16 protein-coding genes are annotated in these 24,082 nt (G+C 52.5%); 5 read left to right on the top strand and 11 right to left on the bottom strand.

What is annotated here, in order from left to right; translation table 11 throughout:
• Positions 1-46 precede the first annotated feature (46 nt).
• A complete protein-coding gene (ileS, locus tag HMPREF2554_RS05980) occupies positions 47-3,394 on the bottom strand; it encodes an isoleucine--tRNA ligase (protein WP_013399191.1) in 3,348 nt (1,115 codons plus the stop codon).
• A 1,054-nt stretch (positions 3,395-4,448) separates the two neighbouring features.
• On the opposite strand from ileS, the gene HMPREF2554_RS05975 reads away from it, so the two are divergent.
• Positions 4,449-4,961: a DUF3995 domain-containing protein gene (locus tag HMPREF2554_RS05975; RefSeq protein ID WP_244864731.1), complete on the top strand. Its 513-nt coding sequence runs from the start codon at positions 4,449-4,451 to the stop codon at positions 4,959-4,961.
• 261 nt (positions 4,962-5,222) lie between these two features.
• Here HMPREF2554_RS05975 and HMPREF2554_RS05970 read toward each other — a convergent pair whose 3' ends face one another.
• Entirely contained in the window at positions 5,223-6,026 is an 804-nt protein-coding gene (locus HMPREF2554_RS05970) for a DUF6318 family protein (RefSeq protein WP_013399195.1), read from the bottom strand.
• Between the two features lie 135 nt (positions 6,027-6,161).
• Entirely contained in the window at positions 6,162-6,503 is a 342-nt protein-coding gene (nirD, locus tag HMPREF2554_RS05965) for a nitrite reductase small subunit NirD (RefSeq protein WP_004004830.1), read from the bottom strand.
• A gap of 515 nt (positions 6,504-7,018) precedes the next feature.
• Here nirD and nirB point away from each other — a divergent pair.
• Entirely contained in the window at positions 7,019-9,706 is a 2,688-nt protein-coding gene (nirB, locus tag HMPREF2554_RS05960) for a nitrite reductase large subunit NirB (RefSeq protein WP_070554385.1), read from the top strand.
• 10 nt (positions 9,707-9,716) lie between these two features.
• Complete coding sequence (gene cobA, locus HMPREF2554_RS05955) at positions 9,717-10,610, top strand: uroporphyrinogen-III C-methyltransferase (protein ID WP_013399198.1); 894 nt, start codon at positions 9,717-9,719, stop codon at positions 10,608-10,610.
• A 137-nt stretch (positions 10,611-10,747) separates the two neighbouring features.
• Here cobA and HMPREF2554_RS05950 read toward each other — a convergent pair whose 3' ends face one another.
• The 4 genes from HMPREF2554_RS05950 to HMPREF2554_RS05935 all read right to left on the bottom strand — a co-directional run bounded on the left by HMPREF2554_RS05950 (position 10,748) and on the right by HMPREF2554_RS05935 (position 15,101).
• The gene (locus HMPREF2554_RS05950) at positions 10,748-11,509 is read right to left on the bottom strand and encodes a sirohydrochlorin chelatase (RefSeq protein WP_070554383.1); all 762 of its coding nucleotides are present in this window, start codon (positions 11,507-11,509) and stop codon (positions 10,748-10,750) included.
• Positions 11,510-11,686: 177 nt separating this feature from the next.
• Positions 11,687-13,468: an LPXTG cell wall anchor domain-containing protein gene (locus HMPREF2554_RS05945; RefSeq protein WP_070554381.1), complete on the bottom strand. Its 1,782-nt coding sequence runs from the start codon at positions 13,466-13,468 to the stop codon at positions 11,687-11,689.
• A gap of 339 nt (positions 13,469-13,807) precedes the next feature.
• Positions 13,808-14,605, bottom strand: coding sequence for an SDR family oxidoreductase (locus tag HMPREF2554_RS05940; protein ID WP_070554508.1), 798 nt, complete (start codon positions 14,603-14,605; stop codon positions 13,808-13,810).
• Between the two features lie 199 nt (positions 14,606-14,804).
• Positions 14,805-15,101 carry a hypothetical protein gene (locus HMPREF2554_RS05935; RefSeq protein WP_037230985.1) on the bottom strand — a complete coding sequence of 99 codons (297 nt, stop codon included), beginning with the start codon at positions 15,099-15,101 and terminating at the stop codon, positions 14,805-14,807.
• Positions 15,102-15,639: 538 nt separating this feature from the next.
• Here HMPREF2554_RS05935 and valS point away from each other — a divergent pair.
• A complete protein-coding gene (gene valS, locus HMPREF2554_RS05925; protein ID WP_070554377.1) occupies positions 15,640-18,372 on the top strand; it encodes a valine--tRNA ligase in 2,733 nt (910 codons plus the stop codon).
• A 152-nt stretch (positions 18,373-18,524) separates the two neighbouring features.
• The gene (locus HMPREF2554_RS05920) at positions 18,525-20,108 is read left to right on the top strand and encodes an LssY C-terminal domain-containing protein (RefSeq protein ID WP_246826021.1); all 1,584 of its coding nucleotides are present in this window, start codon (positions 18,525-18,527) and stop codon (positions 20,106-20,108) included.
• 77 nt (positions 20,109-20,185) lie between these two features.
• Here HMPREF2554_RS05920 and HMPREF2554_RS05915 read toward each other — a convergent pair whose 3' ends face one another.
• The 4 genes from HMPREF2554_RS05915 to HMPREF2554_RS05900 form a co-directional block, all read right to left on the bottom strand.
• Positions 20,186-20,833: a mycothiol-dependent nitroreductase Rv2466c family protein gene (locus HMPREF2554_RS05915; RefSeq protein ID WP_013399206.1), complete on the bottom strand. Its 648-nt coding sequence runs from the start codon at positions 20,831-20,833 to the stop codon at positions 20,186-20,188.
• A 65-nt stretch (positions 20,834-20,898) separates the two neighbouring features.
• Positions 20,899-22,194 carry an ATP-dependent Clp protease ATP-binding subunit ClpX gene (gene clpX / locus HMPREF2554_RS05910; protein ID WP_041322136.1) on the bottom strand — a complete coding sequence of 432 codons (1,296 nt, stop codon included), beginning with the start codon at positions 22,192-22,194 and terminating at the stop codon, positions 20,899-20,901.
• A gap of 333 nt (positions 22,195-22,527) precedes the next feature.
• On the bottom strand, positions 22,528-23,202 hold the full coding sequence (locus tag HMPREF2554_RS05905) for an ATP-dependent Clp protease proteolytic subunit (protein ID WP_013399208.1): 675 nt from the start codon (positions 23,200-23,202) through the stop codon (positions 22,528-22,530).
• A gap of 17 nt (positions 23,203-23,219) precedes the next feature.
• Positions 23,220-23,858 (bottom strand): ATP-dependent Clp protease proteolytic subunit, encoded by a 639-nt coding sequence (locus tag HMPREF2554_RS05900; RefSeq protein WP_041321804.1) that lies wholly within the window; start codon positions 23,856-23,858, stop codon positions 23,220-23,222.
• Positions 23,859-24,082: the final 224 nt, after the last annotated feature.

The following is a 24,082-nucleotide window of genomic DNA, read 5'->3' as shown; positions in this document are numbered from 1 at the left end:
GGCTATATTGTCCCTACTCTATGCTGTCGTCACAGGAGAACAGGTATTATGCCGCCTTCGCGACCGTAATGTTCAGGCTCTCGCCCTCCGTGAGGTCCAGGGAAACCGCCAGGGTCTCGCCAGTGACCAGTTCCTCGTGGGTGCGCAGAGCCTCCAGGGTGTCCTGCGGGGCACTCACCGTTAGGTCAATGCGGTCAGAGACATTCAGCCCGGCATCCTTACGGGCTTGCTGAATAGCGCGAATAGTATCGCGGGCAATACCTTCCGCCACAAGTTCATCGGTTAATTCGATGTTCAGCACTAGGAAACCGCCGGGCAGCACAGCTGCCGCTTCACGCTCGGTACCGTCATCCGAAGAAGCTACCACGGTTACCAGCTCATATTCGCCGTCAACTAGTGCAAGTCCGCCGTCGATGGTGTTGAAAGCAACGGTCACGGTACCGTCTTCGGCGATTGTCCAATCGCCAGATTTCGATGCCTTAATGGCTGTCTGAACCTGTTTACCAAGGCGAGGACCTGCAGCACGGGCATTCACCTTCAGCTGTTGCGAGATACCGTAGTCGGCAGGGTTAGCGTCTTGTGCATTCACGAGGATAACCTCACGCAGGTTCAGCTCGTCCTTCACAATCTTGGCGAAGTAATCGGCACCCTTAGCACCGAATGCGGTTTCCAGCTGTGCGAACTGCTCGTTGGCAATGGCCGCCGTGAGCGATTGCAGAGGCTGACGCACACGGATCTTCTTCTCTTTACGCAGAGAAGACCCTACAGAGCATACCGCCCGCACGGTTTCCATGAGCAAGAGCAGCTCAGATTCATCAGCAAAGTCTTCAGCGGCAGGCCAGTCGGCAAGATGTACCGAACGCTCGCCGGTCAGACCACGGTAGATTTCTTCGGTCGTGAGCGGCAGAAGTGACGCCGCTACCTTTGATACCGTCACCAAAGCGGTGTACAGGGTATCGAAGGCATCGGGGTCTTCGTCAAAGAAACGTTCACGTGAGCGGCGCACATACCAGTTGGTAAGAGCATCAGCGTAAAGACGCAGATGCTCGCAGGCGCTCCAGATATCGTAAGAGTCCATGTCCGCGGTAACCTGCTGTATCAGCTCCCGGGTTTTACCCAAAATAAAGCGATCCATCACATGCTGCGAATCGTACTTCACCTGTGCCGTATATCCCGCGCCTTTGTTGGCGGCATTCGCATAGAGAGCGAAGAAGTGATAGACGTTCCACAGCGGAAGCATCACCTGTCGTACCCCTTCACGAATCCCCTGCTCGGTCACAATCAGGTTGCCACCGCGCAGAATCGGAGATGACATGAGGAACCAGCGCATAGCGTCCGAGCCGTCGCGGTCAAGAACTTCAGAGACATCCGGGTAGTTGCGCAACGACTTTGACATTTTCTGCCCGTCAGAACCAAGCACGATGCCGTGGCTGACAACATTCTTGAAGGCAGGGCGGTCAAATAATGCGGTCGCCAAAATATGCAAAGTGTAGAACCAGCCGCGGGTCTGACCAATATACTCAACGATGAAGTCCGCCGGATAGTGGTTCTCGAACCAGTCCTTATTCTCGAAGGGATAGTGAACCTGCGCATAGGGCATCGACCCGGAGTCAAACCATACGTCCAGCACGTCTTCGACGCGGCGCATCGTAGACTTACCCGTTGGATCATCAGGGTTTGGACGCGTCAGCTCATCAATATAGGGACGGTGCAGATCTGGCTTCCCCTCCTTGTTCAGCGGCAGACGACCGAAGTCAGCTTTGAGTTCTTCGAGCGATCCGTAAACATCAACACGAGGATAATTTGGATCGTCCGAAACCCAAACGGGAATAGGAGAACCCCAGAAACGGTTGCGCGAAATCGACCAGTCGCGAGCGTTCTCAACCCACTTACCAAACTGCCCGTACTTGACATTTTCGGGAATCCAGTTGATCTGCTCGTTCAGCTCAGACATGCGGTCTTTGAACTCGGTCACCTTCACATACCAAGAGGTAATGGCGCGGTAGATAAGAGGATTACGGCAGCGCCAGCAGTGTGGGTAGGAGTGCACATAGGATTTCTCCACGATGAGCGCACCATCTGCCTTGAGAGCATTAATAATGGTGCGGTTTGCCTCGAAAACCTGAACTCCGGCGATACCCGCAAGCGCGGTAGACCCCGAAGGGCTAGGCTGTCCGAATAGGGGAAGGAACTTGGCGCCTTCATCTACCGAAAGCACCACGGGAATATCGTAGGATTCACAAACTTTCTGGTCGTCTTCACCATAGGCGGGTGCCTGATGAACGATACCGGTACCATCGGTGGTACTTACGTAATCGGCAACGAGAATCTGCCATGAGGTTCCTGTGCCCCATTTCTCGGCATCGGCAAAGTAATCCCATAGTGGAGTGTAACGCACACCTTCGAGCTGGGAGCCGGTGTAGCGCGCTGTGATGGCGGCTGCCGCATCCTCGGCAGAGTTCTCCCCTGCATACCCAAGATCTTTTGCGTAGGCTCCCAGCAGATCAGCAGCGATCAGGAAGCGTCGTCCATTGAAATCCCCGGCACCGGGAACTACGACGTATTCAATGTCGGGTCCGACGGCGAGCGCCTGGTTGGTGGGTAAGGTCCAGGGGGTGGTGGTCCAGGCAAGCGCCTCAACGCCTGCCAGTTCAGCGACAACGTTTTTATTGGCAGCGAGCGAGTCGTCCGCGGTGAGAGCGAAAGCTACCGTGACGGTCTGATCTTGACGATCCTGATAGACGTCGTCATCCATGCGCAGCTCGTGGTTCGATAACGGGGTTTCGTCTTTCCAGCAGTACGGCAGAACACGGAACCCTTGGTACGTGAGTCCTTTATCGTAGAGACGCTTGAACGCCCAGATCACAGATTCCATGTACTCAACGTTGAGGGTCTTATAGTCGTTCTCGAAGTCCACCCAACGCGCCTGCCTGGTAACGTATTGTTCCCATTCGTTGGTGTATTTGAGCACGGAGGCGCGTGCGGCATCGTTGAAATTATCGATGCCCATCTCTAGGATTTCTTGTTTATCGGTCATGCCGAGCTGTTTCATAGCTTCAAGCTCGGCAGGCAGACCATGAGTATCCCAGCCGAAGCGGCGTTCTACTTTATGCCCGCGCTGAGTTTGGTAACGTGCTACAAGGTCTTTCGCGTAACCTGTGAGCAGGTGCCCGTAGTGCGGCAGACCATTTGCAAATGGAGGGCCATCGTAGAAGACGAATTCGTTATCGCCGTGGGGCCCGGCTTCGCGGTTATCGATAGATGCTTGGAAGGTTCCGTCTTTCTTCCAATAGTCGAGTACAGCTTCTTCGAGCTTAGGGAATTTAGGTGATGCGCTTACACCGTAGCCTGAGGCTTCAAACGCGCTCACCTTGGGGTAGATATTTTCTGACATGCAGTGCGCCCTATTTCTGTTCAGATTCCCGCCATTGGGTACGTGAACCGCACCCTTTGCCGAGGATGGACAAACGGGTGCAAGGACGCCTTCATCGTGCGCCCCTCATGGAGCGTATATGCTGGCGCGGTACCACCTTGCTTACTGATACAGACAAACGCACCGACCTCCCCCGGGGCTATGAACTGTTCATCAGGAACGTTCTTATGCCCCCGGAGAGCGGCGCGTTGAGCGAGTATCAGTCGCTTATTAACAGCTGTATCGGGCTTAACCGTCCGGGTCTACTAAGACTGCATCTGTTCCGCTAAGGCGCCCCTCGCCGCAGCGAAAAGGTGGGGTCCCGCAGGTGCGGTCTGTTCTTCCGAATTGCTCGCCGGTGATCGCCGGGTCTTTGCAAACATCTACATTCTATGGGGTTTGCAGCTACGGGTGCAAGCTACAAAAAACCCAATTTTTACCCGCCTTCAGAACCTCTGTGACGCATCTCGGGCGTGTCGTAAATGCATGTTTTTACAGATATACTCAATGTTTTCATGCACTTTCAATTGAATATTAACCCTCGACACTAGATATTGGGGTCATTCTTGCCAGCATCCACTAAATATGCATTTTTACGTGCTCTGTCAACGAAAAAATTTTCGTTTATCTAGCGTTTATACAGCACATGGGACGTCCTGTTTCTCTGAAGAACACGCCCAGAATGCTGTGGGAAAGTTCACGGGTCTCCCCACATCGACTTCCTTCCTCAATGATGCACTTCTGACCTTCCGCACCAGTTCGGCGCCCCCTCTGAAATAAGGGGTTATTGAGTCTGAATAACATAATTTTTTTAACAGAAGTCCCTAGCCCCTGAATGCTCTGCTCGGGTAAGTGTAGCTCGCGTTCTTCATGTGCACGGCAAGCAGAATCGTCTCGGTTGCTAATTCGGGAAGCCCCAGAATCTCGGAATTCTCCATAGAAAGCAATCCGTTATGTTCTATTAGTAATACTTTTGGGGCTATAGAACAAAAATCATTTTTGTGACAATATTTACGCTTCCTGCTAGCAGGAACAAGTGACGACTTCTAAACTGGAGGGCATGAAGAAAACCCGCACGCAACCTCCCGGCACACCACTATTTATTGGAGCCGCCATCGCAGGTTTATTGCACGCCGCTCCCAGCTTTTACTGGATGTGCGGCGGGATGTGGCTGTTAGATACCGTGGGGCCGATGGCTGTCGAACTACAGCAAGAGGGTAACGTTCCGGTGCGGTTTTTACTGGCTGCCGTGTTTATCGCCAAAGTTACGGGCGCACTTGTGCCGCTTATAGACCATCTACGACCACCTGCGCACGCATGGGTTCGCATTATTTCTTGGGTTGGCGTTTTAGTGCTTATAGGCTGGGGCGGCCGTGGGACTTTTGCGGGGTGGCAGCGTGTAGTAACTGGTCAAGCTTCCCTAAGCAACCCGCTCATAGCCGGGCATACCTACCTATGGAGTCCCCTTTTCCTCATTTGGGGACTGCTGCTGTGTGGGGCGTTATTCGTCTCGCGCGCTCGCCGCCAGAAAGTGCCGTCAACAGGCTAAAGACCACTCGGCATATGACGTTAAGAGATGTTGAAGGCATCTGCCACATCGCTACTACATATAACGTTTTGGGTAGAAATGGAGGATTAAATTCCCTCGGCAGAAAGCTTCTTAATGTATCCGGTTAGTTCAAGGAATGTACAGTCGAGGATTTTTACATAATTATTATCTTCTGGCTCCCCGAAAGTATTCGGGGAGCCAGAAGAATTTTTGAAAATTACTTTAGAGAGTTCTGCGGCTAAAACCGTAAGAGTAATGTAGCTAGGTAGCGGAGGAAGAACTGTTGCCACTTTCAACAAGCTGAGGATATTTTTGCTTCAGATAGGTATTGGTGACGTACTTCCAGGACCCACCATCGTAGATGGTCACCATGTAGATGTTATCCGCTGTATCTGCTGGCTGGTCTGCCACTTCTTCCTTACTAAGGTGTGCTTTATAGGCTTCAAATTTTTCACCATAATTCCAAGCAACAGCCACGATATCGGATTCGAACACTACCGTAGGCCTTTTATCAAGAATCCAACACTTGAGGTCGTACCCTTCCATCCAGCCACCACCGTTATAAATGTCGCGATACAAGTCAAATTGTGGTCGAAGATTCGGATCATCTTCATGGCTAAGTTTCTTCGCATATTCAGAATTTCCGGTAAGAACCGCGTACAGGAATGATGCCTCATAGGCGGCAAGAGCCTTATATGAGCCTTCCAGGGTCTTCTGGCGTATGGCATTCTCGTCAATATCAGGTTCGGGAACGTTCTTTGCAGGCTCGGTGTTGGTTGCGGGAGTATAACCGCCTTTATCTTTAGTCGGAAGTTTTATGTCTCCCACATATTTATTCCAGTCAGCAACGAACTTTGCGTACTCTTCCGGTGAGGTCGAGTCGCTGGGTGAACTTGTTGACGAAGCGCTAGAGCTTGAAGAGGATGAGCTGTTGCTCGGCGAGTTTTGAACACTCTTGACGGAGGGAGCGCATCCGGCGAGGGTTGCAATCCCAAAAGCCCCAAAACCAATAAGAGTAGCGCGACGTGAAGGAGTAGAGGTGAAAGTGGTGTATGGCGAATTCATTGGTTTTCTCTTTTCAGTATGCGTATGTTTTTGAGTGATTACTCTGCACCGTAACAACCGCGTCTGAAAAGACCCTGAACTTTCGTACCCACAACCTGAGAGTAGCCTAAAAGTTACAGAACAAAACTCTAAGAATTAGACCTGTAGGTAAATATCGCCGTCTCGCACTTCTAGAGGGTACACACCAATCGTATAGTCAGCCCCTGAGACACACTCACCCGTAGTGAGATCGTATACCTCTTTATAAAGAGGCGAGGCGATAGTTGAGTGCCCGTCTTTCTCTCCAACAATGCCGCGAGCAATCACAAGAGACTGACTATTAGGGTCACGATGATCGCATGCATAGTACCCATGCTTAGTTTTAAAGATTGCATACTGCTGACCTTTGACGAGGGCAACCTCGCCCCAATTTTCTTCGAGTTCACTTTCGGGACAGATGCGAACCCAGGAAGATGCTACGGCGGCATTTTCAGTCATACGGCTCTACCTTTCGACAGGTGCTATCTATGCAACCGGTCACAGTCAAGAGCTACATATCAAATCAGCATAGACAGAAGGCGGCATACGAGAGCACAAGTATTTCTTGTGTGTTCTATTTGGAGTCTACCCTATAAAAACCACAGATAAAAATATGACATACCTAAGCTACTAAAGGTCTGAAAAACCCTTAAAAACACAGCACTTTAGGGAGTTTAGGCTTACCTAAAACAACAATCCTTAGGGTCAAAAACACCCATTAATCCCTAGATATTTCAAGGAATTTCCTTAAAATTTTTCTCAAAAATACCGATTTTGGCACTTTCGTCGTATAGCCTCTGTGTAAGATAAAAACAGCGACTTTTTACAAGCAAGAATCTGCGTATAAAACAACATAATCCCACACTCTTGTTGTTCTGGCTCAAGGTTTGTTCCCGGTTTTCCTGCATTGCCGGTTCCTAGAGACAGGTCATTCTTTGCTGAAGTCGGTATACACATAACTAGGAAGGACAAATATGTCTCAGAACGGCCCTGGGAACACCGCCCGTAATATTCTGGTCGTCGGTGCAGGACCCGCAGCATGGCGTTTTGTACGCGCTTATCATGAAGGTGCCCAAGACGCTGGACGCGCCTCTGACACCATTACCGTTCTCAATGATGAACCGTATATTCCGTACGACCGCGTTGCTATCGAACAGCTTTTCAAAGATACCGACAAAGACCTTACCCTTGGCGACCCAGCGCTCTGGGACGAGTCCACGATCAACCTGGTTAACAATACCCGTGGCGAATCACTCAACCGTGACTCGCGCGTTGTTAAAGGTTCAGACGGCGTAGATTACCCCTACGATGTGCTTGTATTCGCTACCGGTTCAAGTGCGGTGCGCATTCCGATTCCTAACGCAGATTGCGCCCATGTATTCCGCACCGCAGATGATGTTAAAAACATGGTCTCCGAAGTTGAACGGTTGCAGACTAAACTTGGGCGCGCACCGCGCGGTATTGTTGTCGGCGGAGGCCTTCTCGGGCTGGAAGCCGCAGAAGGTCTCAAAGACCTTGGTGCCGAACCCACCATCCTTGATGTTGCCCCGTGGCTTCTCTCCGTGGAGGTCGATCAGGGTGGCGGTTATGCGGTCAACGCCCAGATCAAAGCAACCGGGATCGACATCGAAACCGGTGCGTTCATATCCGCTATCAACAAAGATGCCTCAGGCGAGGTTATTTCGGTCTCCGTAGCAGATTCCACCTCGGACGAAGCCGTTATTCACCAGATTGATGCAGACCTCGTGGTCTTCGCTGCAGGTATTCGCCCCAACGATGAGCTGGCACGCGCCGCTGGACTAGAGACTGGCGAACGCGGTGGTATTCTCGTCAATAATGCATGCCACACAAGCGACGAGTATATCTGGGCTATCGGCGAAGTAGCCTGCGTACTTGGACGAACCTGGGGTCTGGTTGCCCCCGCCAACGCAATGGCGGATGCGGTCGCCAAGAATCTGCTCAACGGCAACGAAGATGCTCAGGTCGAAGAATTCGATATCGCCACGAAACTCAAATTCTCAGGCGTACAGGTTGCAGGCTTCGGTGACCGCCGCGGCACCACGGAAGGCTGCCTCGAAATTCTCTTCGCAGACCCCGCGCGCGGCATGTACCAGAAGATCGTGACTAGCGGCGACGCCAAGACTCTCCTCGGCGGCGTTTTCGTGGGAGACACCGCTCCTTTCGATTCCCTCAAGCCGCTGCTGGGACGAGAACTCCCGGCAGAGCCCAATGTGTATCTCACGGCGGCAGGTGGCGGCGACGGTATTCCCGATACAGAGCTGCCCGACGATGCCATTCTCTGCTCGTGCAACAACATTAGCTTCGGCGAAGTCCGTCAGGCAGTGGTTGACGGCAACCACGACGTACCCGCCCTAAAGGCATGTACCACGGCTGGCACCCAGTGCGGCTCCTGTGTGCCCATGCTACAGAAAACCCTCGAACAGCAGATGAAAAAGATGGGTATGACCGTCTCTAAGGCGCTGTGCGAACACTTCGATTTCTCCCGCGCAGAGCTTGCAGAAGCGGTACGCCTTACTAACCTCGACGACTTCGATTCGGTCATTGCACGCTTTGGGCACGGCGACGACGGCTGTGCCATCTGCAAACCAACGGTCGCATCCATTCTTTCATCTTTCCGCAACTCCTACGTGCTCGATGCCGGTCGCGGCGGCCTACAGGAAACCAACGATCGTGCTCTGGCAAACATGCAGAAGAATGGCACCTATTCGGTTGTGCCGCGCATCCCTGCAGGCGAAATTCCCGCTAAGAAACTGGCCGTCATTGCTGCCGTTGCGGATGAGTTCAACCTCTACGTCAAGATCACCGGTGCGCAACGTATCGGTATGTTTGGCGCCCGACTGGAGCAGCTGCCCTACATTTGGGAGCGGCTGGTTGATGCTGGATTCGAATCCGGTCAGGCATACGGCAAGTCACTGCGTAACGTTAAATCCTGCCTTGGCTCAACCTGGTGCCGCTACGGTGTTCAAGACTCGGTGGGTATGGCCGTCGAGTTGGAGAATCGCTACCGCGGTCTGCGTTCACCCCACAAGTTCAAGTTTGGTGTCTCCGGCTGTAACCGTGAATGTGCTGAAGCACAGGGCAAAGACGTGGGCCTGATCGCCACCACCAACGGCTGGAACCTATACCTTGGTGGTAACGGCGGCGCGAACCCGGCGCATGGGCGCTTGTTCGTCAAGGATGCCTCCAGTGAAGAAGTTGTTCGTTACATCGACCGCTACCTCATGTACTACATCCGCACAGCGGATAAGCTACAACGCACTGCCCGATGGCTTGAAGACCTTGACGATGAGCACGGTGATGGTTTGGCCCATCTGCAATCCGTACTCATCGAAGATTCTTTGGGAGTCTGCGAGGATCTGGAACAAGATATGCAGCGTCACGTGGATTCTTACCAGGACGAATGGGCTGCCACCCTCAAAGACGAACGCCGTCTGCGCCGCTTCCGCGCCTTCATCAACGAGTCCGATGGCAGCGATGAAGCAGCGCATCTGTTTGTTCTTGAACGTGAGCAGATTCGCCCAGCAACGCCCGAGGAAATTGCTGCCGCAGAGAAGGGTGAAGGCAATACCGTGCTGGTGACGGGAGCGAAAATCCCAGTCGGCCCACCCAGCGCGCATAATCCTGTTCCAGCGAACGCATAAGGACCCGCCCATGTCACCTAAAATTCCGCCGTTTCCACCGCGCGAATTTGCGACGATAGATGAGGTTCTAGCCAATATTCCGGCGGGTGTTGCTCAAGACGCGCCTTTAGTTCCAAGCTCCCGGGCAGATGTACCCGGTAAGGTGTACATCGCCGGGGGCGGTCCCGGTGCTCTCGATTTGCTGACTCTACGTGCTGTTCGAGCGCTCGGTGAAGCCGATGTCGTGCTGCTAGATCATTTAGCTCCACAAGAGCTTGCCGAATACGCTCCAAACGCCCTGATCATTGACGTAGGCAAAGTACCCGGTAAGCATGCGGTGCCGCAGTCACGCATCCAGCAACTCATGATTGACTATGCACTCGCAGGCAAAACCGTGGTGCGGCTCAAAGGCGGCGATCCATATGTATACGGTCGCGGTGCTGAGGAGCTAGATGCTTGTTTTGCAGCCGGACTGGATGCTGAGGTTATTCCGGGCATTACTAGCGCTATTGCGGTGCCCGCCCAAGCTTCTATCCCCGTGACTCTGCGTAAAGTATCGTCGATCTTTACTGTCGTTTCGGGCCATTCTGGGCTTGATGAAACCGATATACAAGCTGTTGTTTCAACGTTGCGCGCTCATGGTACCGTGGTGCTTCTGATGGGCGTGCGTACTCTGCCGGATACTATCGAGCAGATAATGTTGCGCGGTGTTGAAAGCGATATGCCGTTGGCCACTATTGAGAGGGGGTTCACGGACCAAGAGCGCGTTATCGTCACGACCTTGCAGCAAGCTCTTCAGGACTGCCGAGACGTTAAATCACCTGCTATTACAGTCATTGGTGAGGTCGTCTATTATGCACGCGACGATCGGCATCAGTTCATCAGTCATGTACATGAACGGCTGCGTGAGCAATCCACGTCTTGAGTTCTCTGCCGCTCAGAAACTTGCTCCATAGCGGATTGATTATCCGCTAATTCTGGCGCATACAACGTGGCTTCCGTCTTCGTTTTCCTAGTTGTCGAAGGCGGAAGCCATTTTATATGCTTTACCGTATTTGAGTATTACTCGGTAGCGGCGACCAACGCCTCGTCAAGACGAGATAGAGCGCACTGAGCAATAATGCGTGCGGAGGCAATATCGTGAGAGGATACCAACGGTGCAGCCACTATAGTTGAAGCGCTAACCGCCTCGATATCACGTCTCATCTTTTTGGCAAAAAATCCATCTGCAAGCAGGTACGGGGACGCGAACCTTGGTTGCTCTTGACGAGCTATATCAATTATTGTCGGCTCAATTGCTGCGATAAAAGCATTTCTGGTAGGTGTGTGAAGAACTTCTGCGAGCAAATCGGCGGCGCGCTGCATATCTGCTCGCCCATCTTGGCGGGATGAGCCCGCAGCCCCTTGAACAATCGGTGGTGCGGCAGAACCGGCAGCTATTTTTTCATGCCATCCAACTTCCTCAAGCCGAGTTCGCTGAAGATGGGCAAGTCGCGCATCCGGCCCCAGAGAGGCAGCAATATGAATATCTTTAACTCCGCTGGTACGGGCAGCGCGCCTTAGATCAACCTGGGTGTGAAATCCTGTGGACAGTAGAACCGGCACAATAACACAAGGCTCGCCATCCGGTAAGGCTTGAGCGGCTTCATCTACACTCGGTGTCTGCACGTCTACATAAGCTTCGTGAACTTTATATTCTCGCCCGTCAGACGTGCTTCGTTCATGAAGTAGCTTTTGAAGCTCGGCGCGCACGAGGGCAATCGCTTGGCGCCCTTCTGAAGAGTCAGTACCGTGAGAAGTCGCAAGAATATTGAGAACAGACATAGCTCAAGTGTACGCGTCTGAAGAACCCGACTCACCTATAAAGGTAATTACCACCTTATAGAAGGGCATAAAGAATGGGTACCCGTACGATGCGGGTACCCATCCTTGTACCTATTCACAACACACGGAATTCGTGTGCTTCCCTATGTGATAACCTGCGGACTACCGCAGAGGTTCTTATGCGTTGTCTTTCTTACGACGACGAGTCGCGACGAGAGCGGTACCTGCCACCAGCGTTGAGCCGCCAAGCGTCGTGAAGAGTACAACGCCGTCAGCACCGGTACGAGCCAGGTTACGCTTATTGGCTGAGGTCGTAGCGGCAGAGCTCAAGTTACTGTGCGCATTACCAGTATTGGCGTCCGGTTCAGCTTGTACTGCATCGCCTTCTGCAGATCCGTTCAGAGCAGCTGCACCGCCTTGTCCGCCGTTGTTGTGTCCAGCCTTCTTAGCGCCGGGGCGGGTTGCGGCGACGTTGGCATTGTTATCCTCACCACCGGGTGCCGGGTGCGAGTCATCAGAAACCATCGCTACTGTGTATGCCTGTACATGTTCTTCACCCTTGGGATTGCTAATCGCGACGATACCGTATGAGTACCCTGGACGCAGCTTTGCAGCCTCAACTTCCAGCTGTGCAGTGAACGAACCATCAACAATTTCTGAGGGTTTCACAAAGACGCTCTTGATGGCTTCGCCTTGTGCTTTACCTTCGCTATCCAATTCGAAGATAGTAACTTCAACGCCTTCTGAGACGTGTTCGCCGGTAAAACCAGTACCCCGGACTACAACGACGTTAGTTGCTGCATCGCCAGAGAAGTGTGCGCTATCGACACGCAGCGAAGCCTTATTCGCTACATCCATTGTGGTTTCTTCTGCAGGCGATGCAGAGGCAGGAGCTGAAGGAGTTGCGGAGGGGTTAGCAGATGCGGTCTCTGAAGCTTCAGCAGATGCACTGGAGGGGGTTGCACTAGATGATTCAGACGCGCTGGGAGCCTCGCTCTTCGCTGTATCAGTGGATGCGCTCGGTGTGGGAACCGCAGACTCTTGGGGTTTGGGAGTTACTGTCTCTGTAGGCTTAGGCGCCTGGGTATTCTCGGTTTGCGCCGGTGCGGCAGTCGAGGCGTCCTTCTTACTAGATTCCTGAGGAGCCGGGGCCTCACTCGTTACAGTATGAGCAACGCGGCGCTGCTTGAGCTCAACGATGGTACCTGCTACAAGGTGATCTTTACCGCCGGGGTTACTGACAGCAACAATTGCATAGCTCTTATTGCCTTTCAGTCTGCTTGAGCTGACGTTCACAGTGGCGGTAGCAGTACCATCAATGAGTTCTTGGGCAGAGACACGACCAGTTGCAAGAGGGGCGCCTACAGGGCGGCCTTGAGCATTTACTTCCTGAATGCGAACCTCTATAGAGCTACCAACGCGCGGACCGTAGAAACCGCTGACACGCACGGTGAAAGGGCTAAATTCGTTATCGGTGTAGATAGTGGCGGATTCAACAGAAACCTTAGGAGCGTTCTGGCGCCCCTCTGAGGTTTCATCACCCTCATTCTCAACCCCGATTACCTTTGCGCCGGGAGTAGCCTTTGAGGTTTTCTCGGTCTGTTCTGGGACGGCAGGGGTTTCAGACGGCTTAGTTTCAGGGGTTGAGGCTGAAGCAGTCTCAGAGGCGGTCGGAGATTCGGATTTTACCGGTTTTCCCTGTTCAGGCACCTGTGTAGAGGCCGCAGAAGCGGTTTCCTGAGTACCTGCCGGTTGAGCAGATGCGTTGGATTTTGCCCAAGGGATAGTCTGAAGCGGCAATGAGGAATTCTCATGTGTTGATTCAGTAGCGGAGGTATCTGAACCGGTCGAGTTGCCTGCTTCAGATGCAAAAGTAGCAGGAACATAGCTTAACGTTCCTGCTGTAATAACGGTCGCGGCGGCGAGTGCGTAGACACGGGTTGACTTCTTTGGAGCCATGTTTCCCTCTTTGAAGTTATGTGAGTTGAGCTACTGCATATTTCTGTGATGTGAGTGCCAGATTCAGTTACTCATTGACCCATCTCAATTTATCGGTGACGCCCTAACACTAGCATTCGTGAGGGGCTTGCAATGAGAAACTGTACCACCACCCCAAAAGTGTTACCAAATATTTATTTTTACCATTACTTAATCCACGTTAAAATCAGACCAATAGCGCATATATTACAAATATTGGAAGTAAACCTCAGGTTTCTCTTGAAGGAGTAATAAGAACGCCAGATACCGCGTGCGACACCTTAGTTTTGCACGCGGTATCTGTAACACCTCTTTAAATATCTACGAAGACCGGATGACCTTGAACTGGCTTGCCTGAGCAAGCGGGCGCAAAGTCACATGATCAAGATTGATATGGTGAGGGATATTCAATGCGAAAACTACTGTCTGAGCAACGTCCTCTGCCATCAGAGGGTTCCGTACCCCGGCATATACCTTTTCGGCAGCTTCCACAGACCCCAAGCGGTTCAATGAAAATTCTTCTGTATGCACCATACCCGGGCGAATCTCAATGACGCGCACATTGTGATCAGCTTCCTCAAGGCGCAGAGCCTCGGTAAGTCCCCGAGCACCGAATTTCGCGGCGTTATACCCTGCACCTCCTTCATAACCGCCTTCGGCTGCTGTGGAGGTCAGGTTCAGAATACTCCCCTGACCGTGAGCCCTCAGTGCGGGAGCAAAGGCACGCACCGTATGTAGAATTCCGAGCACATTCAGGCGGTACATCGCAAGGTAGTCTTCCGGATCTCCATCAGTAACACGATCAAGACCGATCGCTCCCCCAGCGATATTAACCAGCGCATCAAGCTGTGAGTGCTCAGTTATGATCTGCTTTGCAGCTGCGTTTACTGCCGATTCATCAGTAACGTCACAGGTTATAGGATGCGCTCCGGTCTCTGCTTCAAGCGTGCGAAGACGTTCGGTACGGCGAGCAAGCGCATAAACCGTCCATCCGGTAGCCGTTAGCTGTTCAACTGTTGCACGACCGATGCCGCTGGAGGCACCTGTTACAACGGCAACTTTGCCTTCACAAGCGTTGGGGGCAAACGGGTTGGCAGGAATACGAGTATTGTCTAGCATCATGAACTTACCTTTCCGCGTCGGTGGTGAAAGTCTTGTTCATCTATGATGCCATACACAAAATTATCGTATAGGAAGATAGGCAATACGCGCTGACAGAGTCACACGCGCATCGCACATCTGCGGGATAGTAGATAGCATTATCGATTCTTCCCGCTCTCATGAACCCTTGCCTTTAAAGGTGCACAACGCAGTATTTTTAGCGTTTCCGCTGGGGAAAACCCCATTTAGAACGTTTACCGTCGCGAAAACCCAGACGATGCTCAAAATGGCGAGAGCTGCTGCCCGTCTTCGTAGTATCGGGAGGAACGGTTCCTGCTTTTGCTGACATGAGGTATAAAATCCCCGCTCCCGGCAAGAAAAGCACAAGCGGAAGTATCATATGCAGACGCTCTTCGTTGTATCCGGTTCGCGTTGTTAAATGCCAAACGCAAACCGCAACGATCGCGAGATGAAGAGCAAGTACCGTCATAACAGGAGCTGATATCTCAAACATGGAAGTCCCTTAAAAAGTTTTCCTGTGTGATATTCACCAGTCTACTCTTATGCGGTATCTTGTGATAGGGAATCGAGAGGTAACACACGATGAATAGATAAATACCTCACATAAGGCACGGAAACTACAGATATACCTATGGATCTTTTAGCATTTCGCTCTCGCAGCGCACAATGCGATGCTCTCTATACCCGCCGCGAGCAGCTTCGTACTCGGGCCGAGCAAATCCGTGCAAGAACGCGTCGCCCCTGGAGCTCCGACCTACATTTCCTCTTCGGGCAAACCTACCGGGACCCAAAGTTCTATCATTATTTTTCGCATCTTCCACGCCGGGAACAGCGCCGTTTTCTCTCCTCGCAACGCGAGCTTATTGCACGAGTTGAGCGTGCATTAGCAGAGTACAAAACACAGGCATACGGTGCGTAATAACCGATATTTCTGCGCTATACGGGATATCTATAAACTCACTCAACGTAAAACGCCAACCTATGCTACGCGATACCCGCCACAGCCCATGAAGTATGAGAAAATAGCCCCTATGGCTGAAAATACTCAGGGCTCAGACTCGCCCGCACAGATTAACGTTCCTGATCGTCCCGCGCTCGAAGGCCTCGAAGACAAACTCTCCGAGCGCTGGGCACAGCAGAAAACCTACGCCTTCGACGAGAACACGACGCGCGAACAGGTCTATTCGATTGATACCCCACCGCCGACCGCATCCGGCTCGCTCCATGTGGGGCACATGTTCTCCTACACTCAAACCGACGTCATTGCCCGCTACCAGCGTATGAGCGGTAAGAACGTCTTCTACCCTTTGGGCTGGGATGATAACGGTCTACCCACCGAACGTCGCGTACAAAACTACTACGGTGTACTGTGCGACCCTTCCGTTCCCGATAACCCAGATTTTCGCCAGCTGATTCCGCTCAAGGCCGATGGCTCACCCAAACCCGACCGCAGCCAAGCAAAGTGGCCACGTATTTCACGCAATAACTTCATTGAGCTATGTGAAGAACTCGCTGTTGAAGACGAGAAAGTTTTCGAGCATCTTTTCACAACCCTGGGGCTTTCCGTCGACTGGTCCCATACCTACCGCACCATAGATGCGCATTCACGCAAAGTCTCACAGCTTGCATTCCTCAAAGACCTTGAGGCGGGTAATGCTTATATGGCGGAGGCGCCGACTATGTGGGACGTTACCTTCCGAACCGCCGTAGCGCAGGCCGAGCTTGAAGATAAGGAACGCGACGGAGCCTACCACCGTATAAGCTTCCACCGCGAAAATGGCGAAAAAGTCTGGATTGAGACTACCCGTCCCGAGCTGTTGCCTTCCTGTGTGGCGTTGGTGGCGCATCCCGATGATGAACGGTATCAGCCGCTCTTCGGAACGAAAGTGATTTCTCCTCTATTCGGCGTTGAGGTCGAGGTGATGGCGCATCCGCTGGCTCAGCCTGATAAGGGAGCCGGCATCGCTATGATCTGTACCTTTGGTGATACCACCGACGTTACCTGGTGGCGTGAGTTGCAGCTTCCAACCCGAGCCCTCATCGGGCGTGACGGCCGTTTCTCCCGCGAGACTCCCGAATGGATTACCTCTGCCGAAGGCCGCGAACGCTACGAGCGCATGGCGGGCACCACCGTCTTTACCGGTCAGAAGACCGTAGTCGAAATGCTTGTTGAAACTGGCGAGATGGAGGGTGAGCCGAAAAAGATTAAACACCCCGTCAAGTTCTATGAGAAGGGCGATAAGCCCCTTGAGATCGTGGCTTCACGCCAGTGGTATATTCGCAACGGTGGTCGCGACGCCGAGCGCCGCGAAAAGCTTATTGAGCGCGGACGCGAAATCAACTGGGTTCCCTCCTTTATGCGCAGCCGCTACGAAAACTGGGTGGAAGGTCTTAACGGCGACTGGCTGATTTCCCGCCAGCGTTTCTTCGGCGTTCCGTTCCCGCTCTGGTACCCGCTTGATGCTGAGGGTGAGCCGGATTATGAGAACCCGATTCTGCCGGCTGAGGATATGCTTCCGGTGGATCCGGCCTCGCAGGCTGCCCCCGGATATTCGGAAGACCAGCGTGGTGTACCTGGCGGATTTATTGCCGATCCAGATGTTCTCGATACATGGGCTACTTCTTCACTCACCCCGCAAATTGCAACCGGCTGGGCTACAGATCCTGAACTGCACGCGAAGACCTTCCCGATGAACCTTCGCCCGCAGGGACACGATATTATTCGTACCTGGCTCTTCTCCACCACCGTACGCGCCGAGACCCTTGCATCCTCTGTACCTTGGTATAACACCGCACTGTCGGGATGGATTCTTGACCCCGACCGCAAGAAAATGTCGAAGTCCAAGGGCAATGTTGTCGTCCCGCATGACGTACTCGATAAATACGGCTCGGATGCGGTACGCTACTGGGCGGCCTCGGCCCGCTTGGGCGCTGATACCGCTTATGACGAAGGTCAGATGAAGATCGGCCGCCGCCTGGCAATTAAACTTCTCAACGCCTCAAAGTTCGTGCTGAATTTGGGTGCTACCGAGAAATCGGTGATTACCTCGCAGTCGCAGGGGCAAGTACTCACGAACGCACTAGACCGATCCCTGCTTGTGCGTTTGGCGTACCTCATTGAGGAAGCAACTGCAGCTTTCGAGAAATACGAATACGCTCGTGCCCTCCAGATTGCAGAGAGTTTCTTCTGGTCTTTCACCGACGATTTCGTGGAACTCATTAAAGACCGCGCCTACGGCGCTCGTGGCGAGACCGAGCAGGCTTCTGTGCTGGCGGCTCTCGCCACCACTCTGGATGCGCTTCTGCGGCTCTTCGCGCCTTTCCTGCCGTTTGTGACCGAAGAGATTTGGTCGTGGTGGCGTGCGGGCAGCGTGCACCGCGCACCCTGGCCTCAGGCTCTGCCGGTTCTTGAAGGTGCATTATTGGCGGAGTATGCAGCAAACAACCCAACTGCCGGTATTTCGGCACAGTGGGTACTTGCTGATGTGAATCCCGCCCAGATTGAGAACCTCAAGCAGGTTCTTCCCGATGTCGCAGAAGCACTTGGCGGTCTGCGTAAGGCGAAGAGCGATGCAAAGGTTAAGCAGCGTACCGAGGTCGAGTCTGCTACGATTGCCGCCTCTCAGGAGCAGCTTGAGCGCATCCAGTCTGGTCTTGAGGATTTGCGGGCGGCAGGCAACGCTCGCGAGGTTTCTCTGGTGCCTTCGGAAGGCGAACTTGAAGTTCGTGATGTAGTGCTTGTTGTAGAAGAAGCTGCCGAGTAGTCTCTCTAGAACAGCCACATTCTCACGTGGTTTCTGGATATGCCGCATGGCATAGACTCCGTGCTGGAGCGAAGAATTAGGTTCTTCGCTCCAGCATTTTTTATATGGTGGGGAACGTTCAGCGAAACGACGCCCCTATTGCACACCGCCCTATGGTAGCCTGTAGAATTCACATAAGCGCCGAACGCGCAAACGCACAGATTATGCAGGCAGAAGGAATCCCCATGTCACATAAACCTTCTGACATTATTAATGAGGGTGTAGCAGAAGAACATGTTAAGGCAAGTAAACCTGTAACGGTCGCGCCTCCAACATCTCCTCCAGTGTATCGGGGCGACTTTGAGTCGCGCGGCGAGCATAAGGATATTATTCCGAGGACCTTCTGGGTTGGTATTTGGGATACGGCTTTTTTCACGCTGGCAGGTATAGCCTCTGTGGTGCTTACCGTTCTGATTCTGCTTAACACCGTGGGGCATTCGTGGTGGGGCATTCCGATTGCACTTTCGTTCTGGGCAGTCACCGCTTATTTGACGCTCCCCCGATTTCACGCGATCATGACGCGCATCTATGTTCCCGACTATTTTATTGGGCGCACCCGCACCCCGGATGGATTATTAGGCGACCCCGTCAATATCGGTATTATCGGCTCAGAAGAGCAAATTCACCAGGTGATGCAGGATGCTGGCTGGACTCGCGCGGATGAAGTCACTTTGGGTTCCAGCTGGAAGATTATTGTTTCGACAATTACCCGAAAATCCTATAGTGAAGCACCGGTATCTCCTCTCAAGATTTTTGGGCGAGTACAGTCTTTTGCGTATCAGCAGGAGGTTGACGGGAACCCGGAGAAACGCCATCATGTGCGGTTTTGGCGAACTCCGGATGGCTGGCTGCTTCCCGGTGGCCATCGTGTCGATTGGCTGGCGGCAGGAACCTATGATTCAGGGGTCGGCTTTAGCTTTTTCACCCTGCAGGTGACGCATCGGATCGATGCCGATACGGATTTTGAGCGTGATTATATTGTCGAGTCTATTCAGTATGCGCATCCGAGCACACGGGTAGATATTATCGAAGATTTTTCGACCGGTTACCACTCTCGAAACGGTGGTGGAGATACAATTCGTACGGACGGCGCGCTGCCTATTATCACGCTGAGCAATGAGGGCGTTAAAGACCCGCGCCAGGTTAAAGACCTAAACTTGGCGAGCGCTCATGACCTAGCTTATGAGATGCCTGCGGGTCTGCTGATAGCCTCTGTGATGATGATTATTTCAACTCTCTTAGAGCTTGCTAACGCGGTTCTGACTGTAATTAATCATCAGGAATTACGCAGCACGGTACTCAGAAGCGATGCGAGTGAAGAAGTTACGGCCTTGCTTGCCGGGGAGCAGGGGCAAACATTTTTGACGGTGCTGAGCGGTGTGCTTCTTGCGGTAACTCTTGTCTTCTCTCTCGTACACCTATTTCTGCTCTGGAGTACGCTCCGGGGCTCGTCGAAGGCTCGTCGTCTGGTTCTCTTGCTCCTTGCGGTGAGTTTTACAGTAACCGCTGGCGGTGTTATCTGGGGGCACCAGCATATGCCATTGAGCGCGCTTTTCTTCCAGCTTGGAGTCAGTGTTTTTGCCATGCTGGGTTTCACCTCGGATGCGGCGGTCAGCTATACGGCTGCACGCACATTCCATATGCGCGATATTCGTTTGCGGCATCGGGGTTCTCGGCGAAAGCAAACGAGTAGCTAATTCAAATACGCATAGCTGAGCCGTTACGCCCCTCCAGAGAAAGCGTAACGGCTCAGCTATAGTACATAGTAAATCTACTACCCGTCTTCGCCGTGGAAGATAGGTCCCACGGTACGACTGCGCTTGAGCTCAAAGAACCCGGGATACGATGCCATTGCTACGGCACCGTCAAAGACCTTACCGGCTTCTTCACCATGCGGTGCGGGCGAGAGCACGGGACCGAAGAAAGCTACATCGTTAATCGCAAGAAGCGGCACGCCAACATCATCGCCGACCTTATCAAGCGCATCTGCTGTCGAGGCGCGTAACTGCGTATCGTATTCGTCGGTGGTAGCGTACTGAATCAGGTCCGCAGGCAAATTCGCTTCTTTGAGAGCTTCCTCAATAGCAGGCAAAAATTTGTCTCCTTCAGAGATGTTCTTCTGATGGTGGATCTGCTCGCCCAGAGCATCGTAGAGAGCCTTCAAAACGTCGTCACCGTGGAGTTCGCGGGCGGCAGCCACTACACGGGCGGGGCCCCAGGTGTTGTCGATCATAGCGCGGTATCCAGGATCAAGTTCGCGTCCTTCGTTCAGAACAGCGAGTGAGAATGGGCGCCAATGCACCTGAATATCACGCACCTTCTGCACCTCGCCAATCCAGCGCGAGGTAATCCAACACCACGGGCAGGTAGGGTCGAACCAAAAATCAACGGTTGTTGTCACGAGGGTATTTCCTTTCATCATTGTATAAGCTCAAACCTCATCGAGACCTCCAATATTCCGCCAGGTTCTCACCTTGCACGAATAACCTACGCGGCCTTCTTCTTGGCGCGAGTACGAGCACTCTTAGAGGACTTTTCATCAGCCTCAAGAACGTATACGGGTTCAGCACCAGTGCGCACGGTATCTTCTGTGATTACCACGGAGGTAACGTCCTGACGGTCAGGAACCTCAAACATAATCGGTTGCAGAATACCCTCCATCATGGAGCGCAGCCCGCGTGCCCCGGTCTTACGGGTTTCTGCAAGCTCGGCGACCGCGTGCAAAGCATCATCTTCAAAGATAAGCTCAACGCCATCAAGCGCAAAGAGATGCTTATACTGCTTCAGCAAAGCATTTTTAGGCTTCGTAAGAATCTGTTCAAGCTCTTCGGTGGTGAGTTCTTTCAACGTAGAGATCACAGGCAAACGACCGATTAGCTCAGGGATGATACCGTAGTGGGTCAGATCTTCGGGCATGATCTGCGAAAGCGTCTGATCAGTATCCGGTGCGGCGGTCAGCTCGGCCCCAAAGCCTATACTGGTTCGATCGGTGCGGGCTAGGATCCTGTCTTCCAGCCCATCGAAAGCACCAGCGACAATAAAGAGAATATTTGAGGTTTCAATCTCAAGATTGGTATGTGCCGGATGTTTACGTCCGCCCTCTGGAGGAACCGTTGCCAGAGTACCTTCAATAATCTTCAAAAGCGCCTGCTGCACGCCTTCCCCCGAGACATCGCGGGTAATAGATAGGTTTTCTCCGCCTTTGCGGGCAATCTTATCGATTTCGTCAATATAGATAATGCCGTGCTGCGCCTTCTCGACATCACCGTCGGCGGCATTAATGAGTCGAAGCAGAATATTCTCGACATCGTCGCCAACGTACCCAGCTTCGGTGAGCGTAGTAGCGTCGACAATGGCGAAAGGAACATCAAGCTTCTTTGCAAGAGACTGCGCAAGATAAGTTTTTCCGCTGCCGGTGGGACCAATCATCAGAATATTAGATTTTCCCAGGTCTACGGATTCACCCGCAGTTGCCGAAAGGGTTCGGGAGTGAAGTACCGGATTGTTTAAGTCATGGATGCGCTTGTAGTGGTTATAGACCGCCACCGCCAAGGTGCGTTTTGCAGAATCTTGACCGATCACATAATCATGCAGATAGCTGTAAATCTCGCGAGGAGTGGAGAGTTTCTTGATCTTTTTGGTCTGCGGCTTCTTTGTTTTTTGCCGTTCCTCATGCAAAATCTCGTTGCATAGTGCAATACATTCATCGCAAATGGAGACATGCGGACCGATCACAATCTTGAAAACCTGGGTACGCGTCTTAGAACAGAATGAGCAACGCATACCCGGAGCAACAGTCTTCTTGTTTTCTTCCGTACCACCGGTGTTGTCGGTGTTAGCCACGCGCCCTCTCCTTTCTACGAGTGTTTGCAAGCTATCACAAGGTGCTTGTTACCAGGCTACCCTAGTTTTTCGCTGAGGTGTGAAGACAGGCTGTCACTGTGATGCGGCGTGTCGTATTCTATGTAATTTGACAATTATGACGCTGTGTAACTTGAGGTTTTATGTACTTTTTGGGGTATAACGTATAGGTGCCGCATCCTCAATTTTGAGGATGCGGCACCTAATAGTAATCGTATATACGTTTAGACAACAGAAAGGACTACACTCATATTTCTAATCGTGCGACGTAGCAGTATTGGTAGCAGGCTTGTTAAGTTTACGCGAATCCAGTACCTTATCCACTAAACCGTATTCTTGAGCGGCAGCAGCAGTTAGAATATTATCGCGCTCGATCGAACGGTCAACTTCCTCATAGGTCTTGCCGGAGTGCAGAGCCAGGGTTTGTGCAGTCCACTCACGCATACGCATAACTTCGTTCGCGTGAATCTCAAGGTCAGATGCCTGTCCGCCTTGCTGTCCGCTTAGGGCGGGCTGGTGAATAAGCACGCGAGCATTCGGAAGAGCCAAACGCTTACCCGGGGTTCCAGCAGCCAAAAGCACTGCCGCAGCCGATGCAGCCTGACCCAAGCATACGGTCTGAATCTCGGGGCGAATAAACTGCATGGTGTCATAGATGGCGGTCATTGCCGTAAAAGAACCACCGGGAGAGTTGATGTACAGGGTAATATCGCGGTCGGGGTCTTGGGCCTCAAGCACGAGAAGCTGAGCCATAATATCATCTGCCGAAGCGTCATCAACCTGGGTACCCAAGAAAATAATGCGATCCTCAAATAGCTTGGCGTACGGATCTTGACGCTTATAACCGTAGGGGGTACGTTCCTCAAAGCTGGGGAGCACGTAACGGTTCGAGGGCATCTGCGGTGCAGAATCTTGAGGTAGGTAGTTCATATGTGTATTTCCCCTCTTTACTTACCCTCGGCGGTCAGATTACCGCCAGTGGATAGTGCGATGTGATCGAAGAAGCCGTATTCCAAGCCCTCTTCAGCGGTAAACCAGTTATCACGGTCATTGTCTTTCAGAATGGTCTCAAGGCTTTTACCGGTACGTTCAGCCGTGATCTCTGCCAGACGTTTTTTCATATCTAAGATGAGTTCTGCTTGAGTACGGATGTCAGATGCGGTACCACCAATACCACCAAGCGGCTGGTGCATCAGGATTCGGGCATTGGGGGTCGCATAACGTTTGCCCATGGCACCTGCTGTCAGAAGGAACTGTCCCATAGATGCAGCCATACCGGTTACTACGGTCACCACGTCATTCGGAATGAGCTGCATTGTGTCGTAAATAGCCATGCCAGCGGTCACCGAGCCACCGGGAGAGTTAATGTACAGGTAAATATCTGCCTCGGGATCTTCAGCCGATAGCAACAACATCTGTGAACAAATTAAGTTTGCGTTTGAGTCCCTTACTTCAGACCCCAGCCAAATAATACGTTCCTTAAGCAGGCGATTATAGACGTAATCTTCCTGCCCTGTGACGGGGTTAGCAGCCATAGTCGGGGTGTTATTCCCAGATCCAACAGGCAGAGGCATGTAGCTAGACATCTTCCCTCTTCTTCTCGATGGGTTTCACGCGCTCCCTACCATACGGGCCCGTGAAAATATTCATTGCTACTACAATACCGGGTCATGGCTGTATTCGGGCGGAGTTTCGCCGTAGTTCGCCAAAGGGCGAACGTCACTCAGCCCTCAGCACATCATATCCATTTCCGCTGTTGGAGCGTGTGCCAAAACTTAACACAACAATGCGGGCGTGCACCGCAGGATTC

The sequence above is a fragment of the Rothia sp. HMSC071F11 genome, assembly GCF_001809115.1.
In the GTDB taxonomy this organism is placed as follows: Bacteria; Actinomycetota; Actinomycetes; order Actinomycetales; family Micrococcaceae; genus Rothia; species Rothia dentocariosa.
This window is presented reverse-complemented; position numbering and strand designations above follow the sequence as displayed.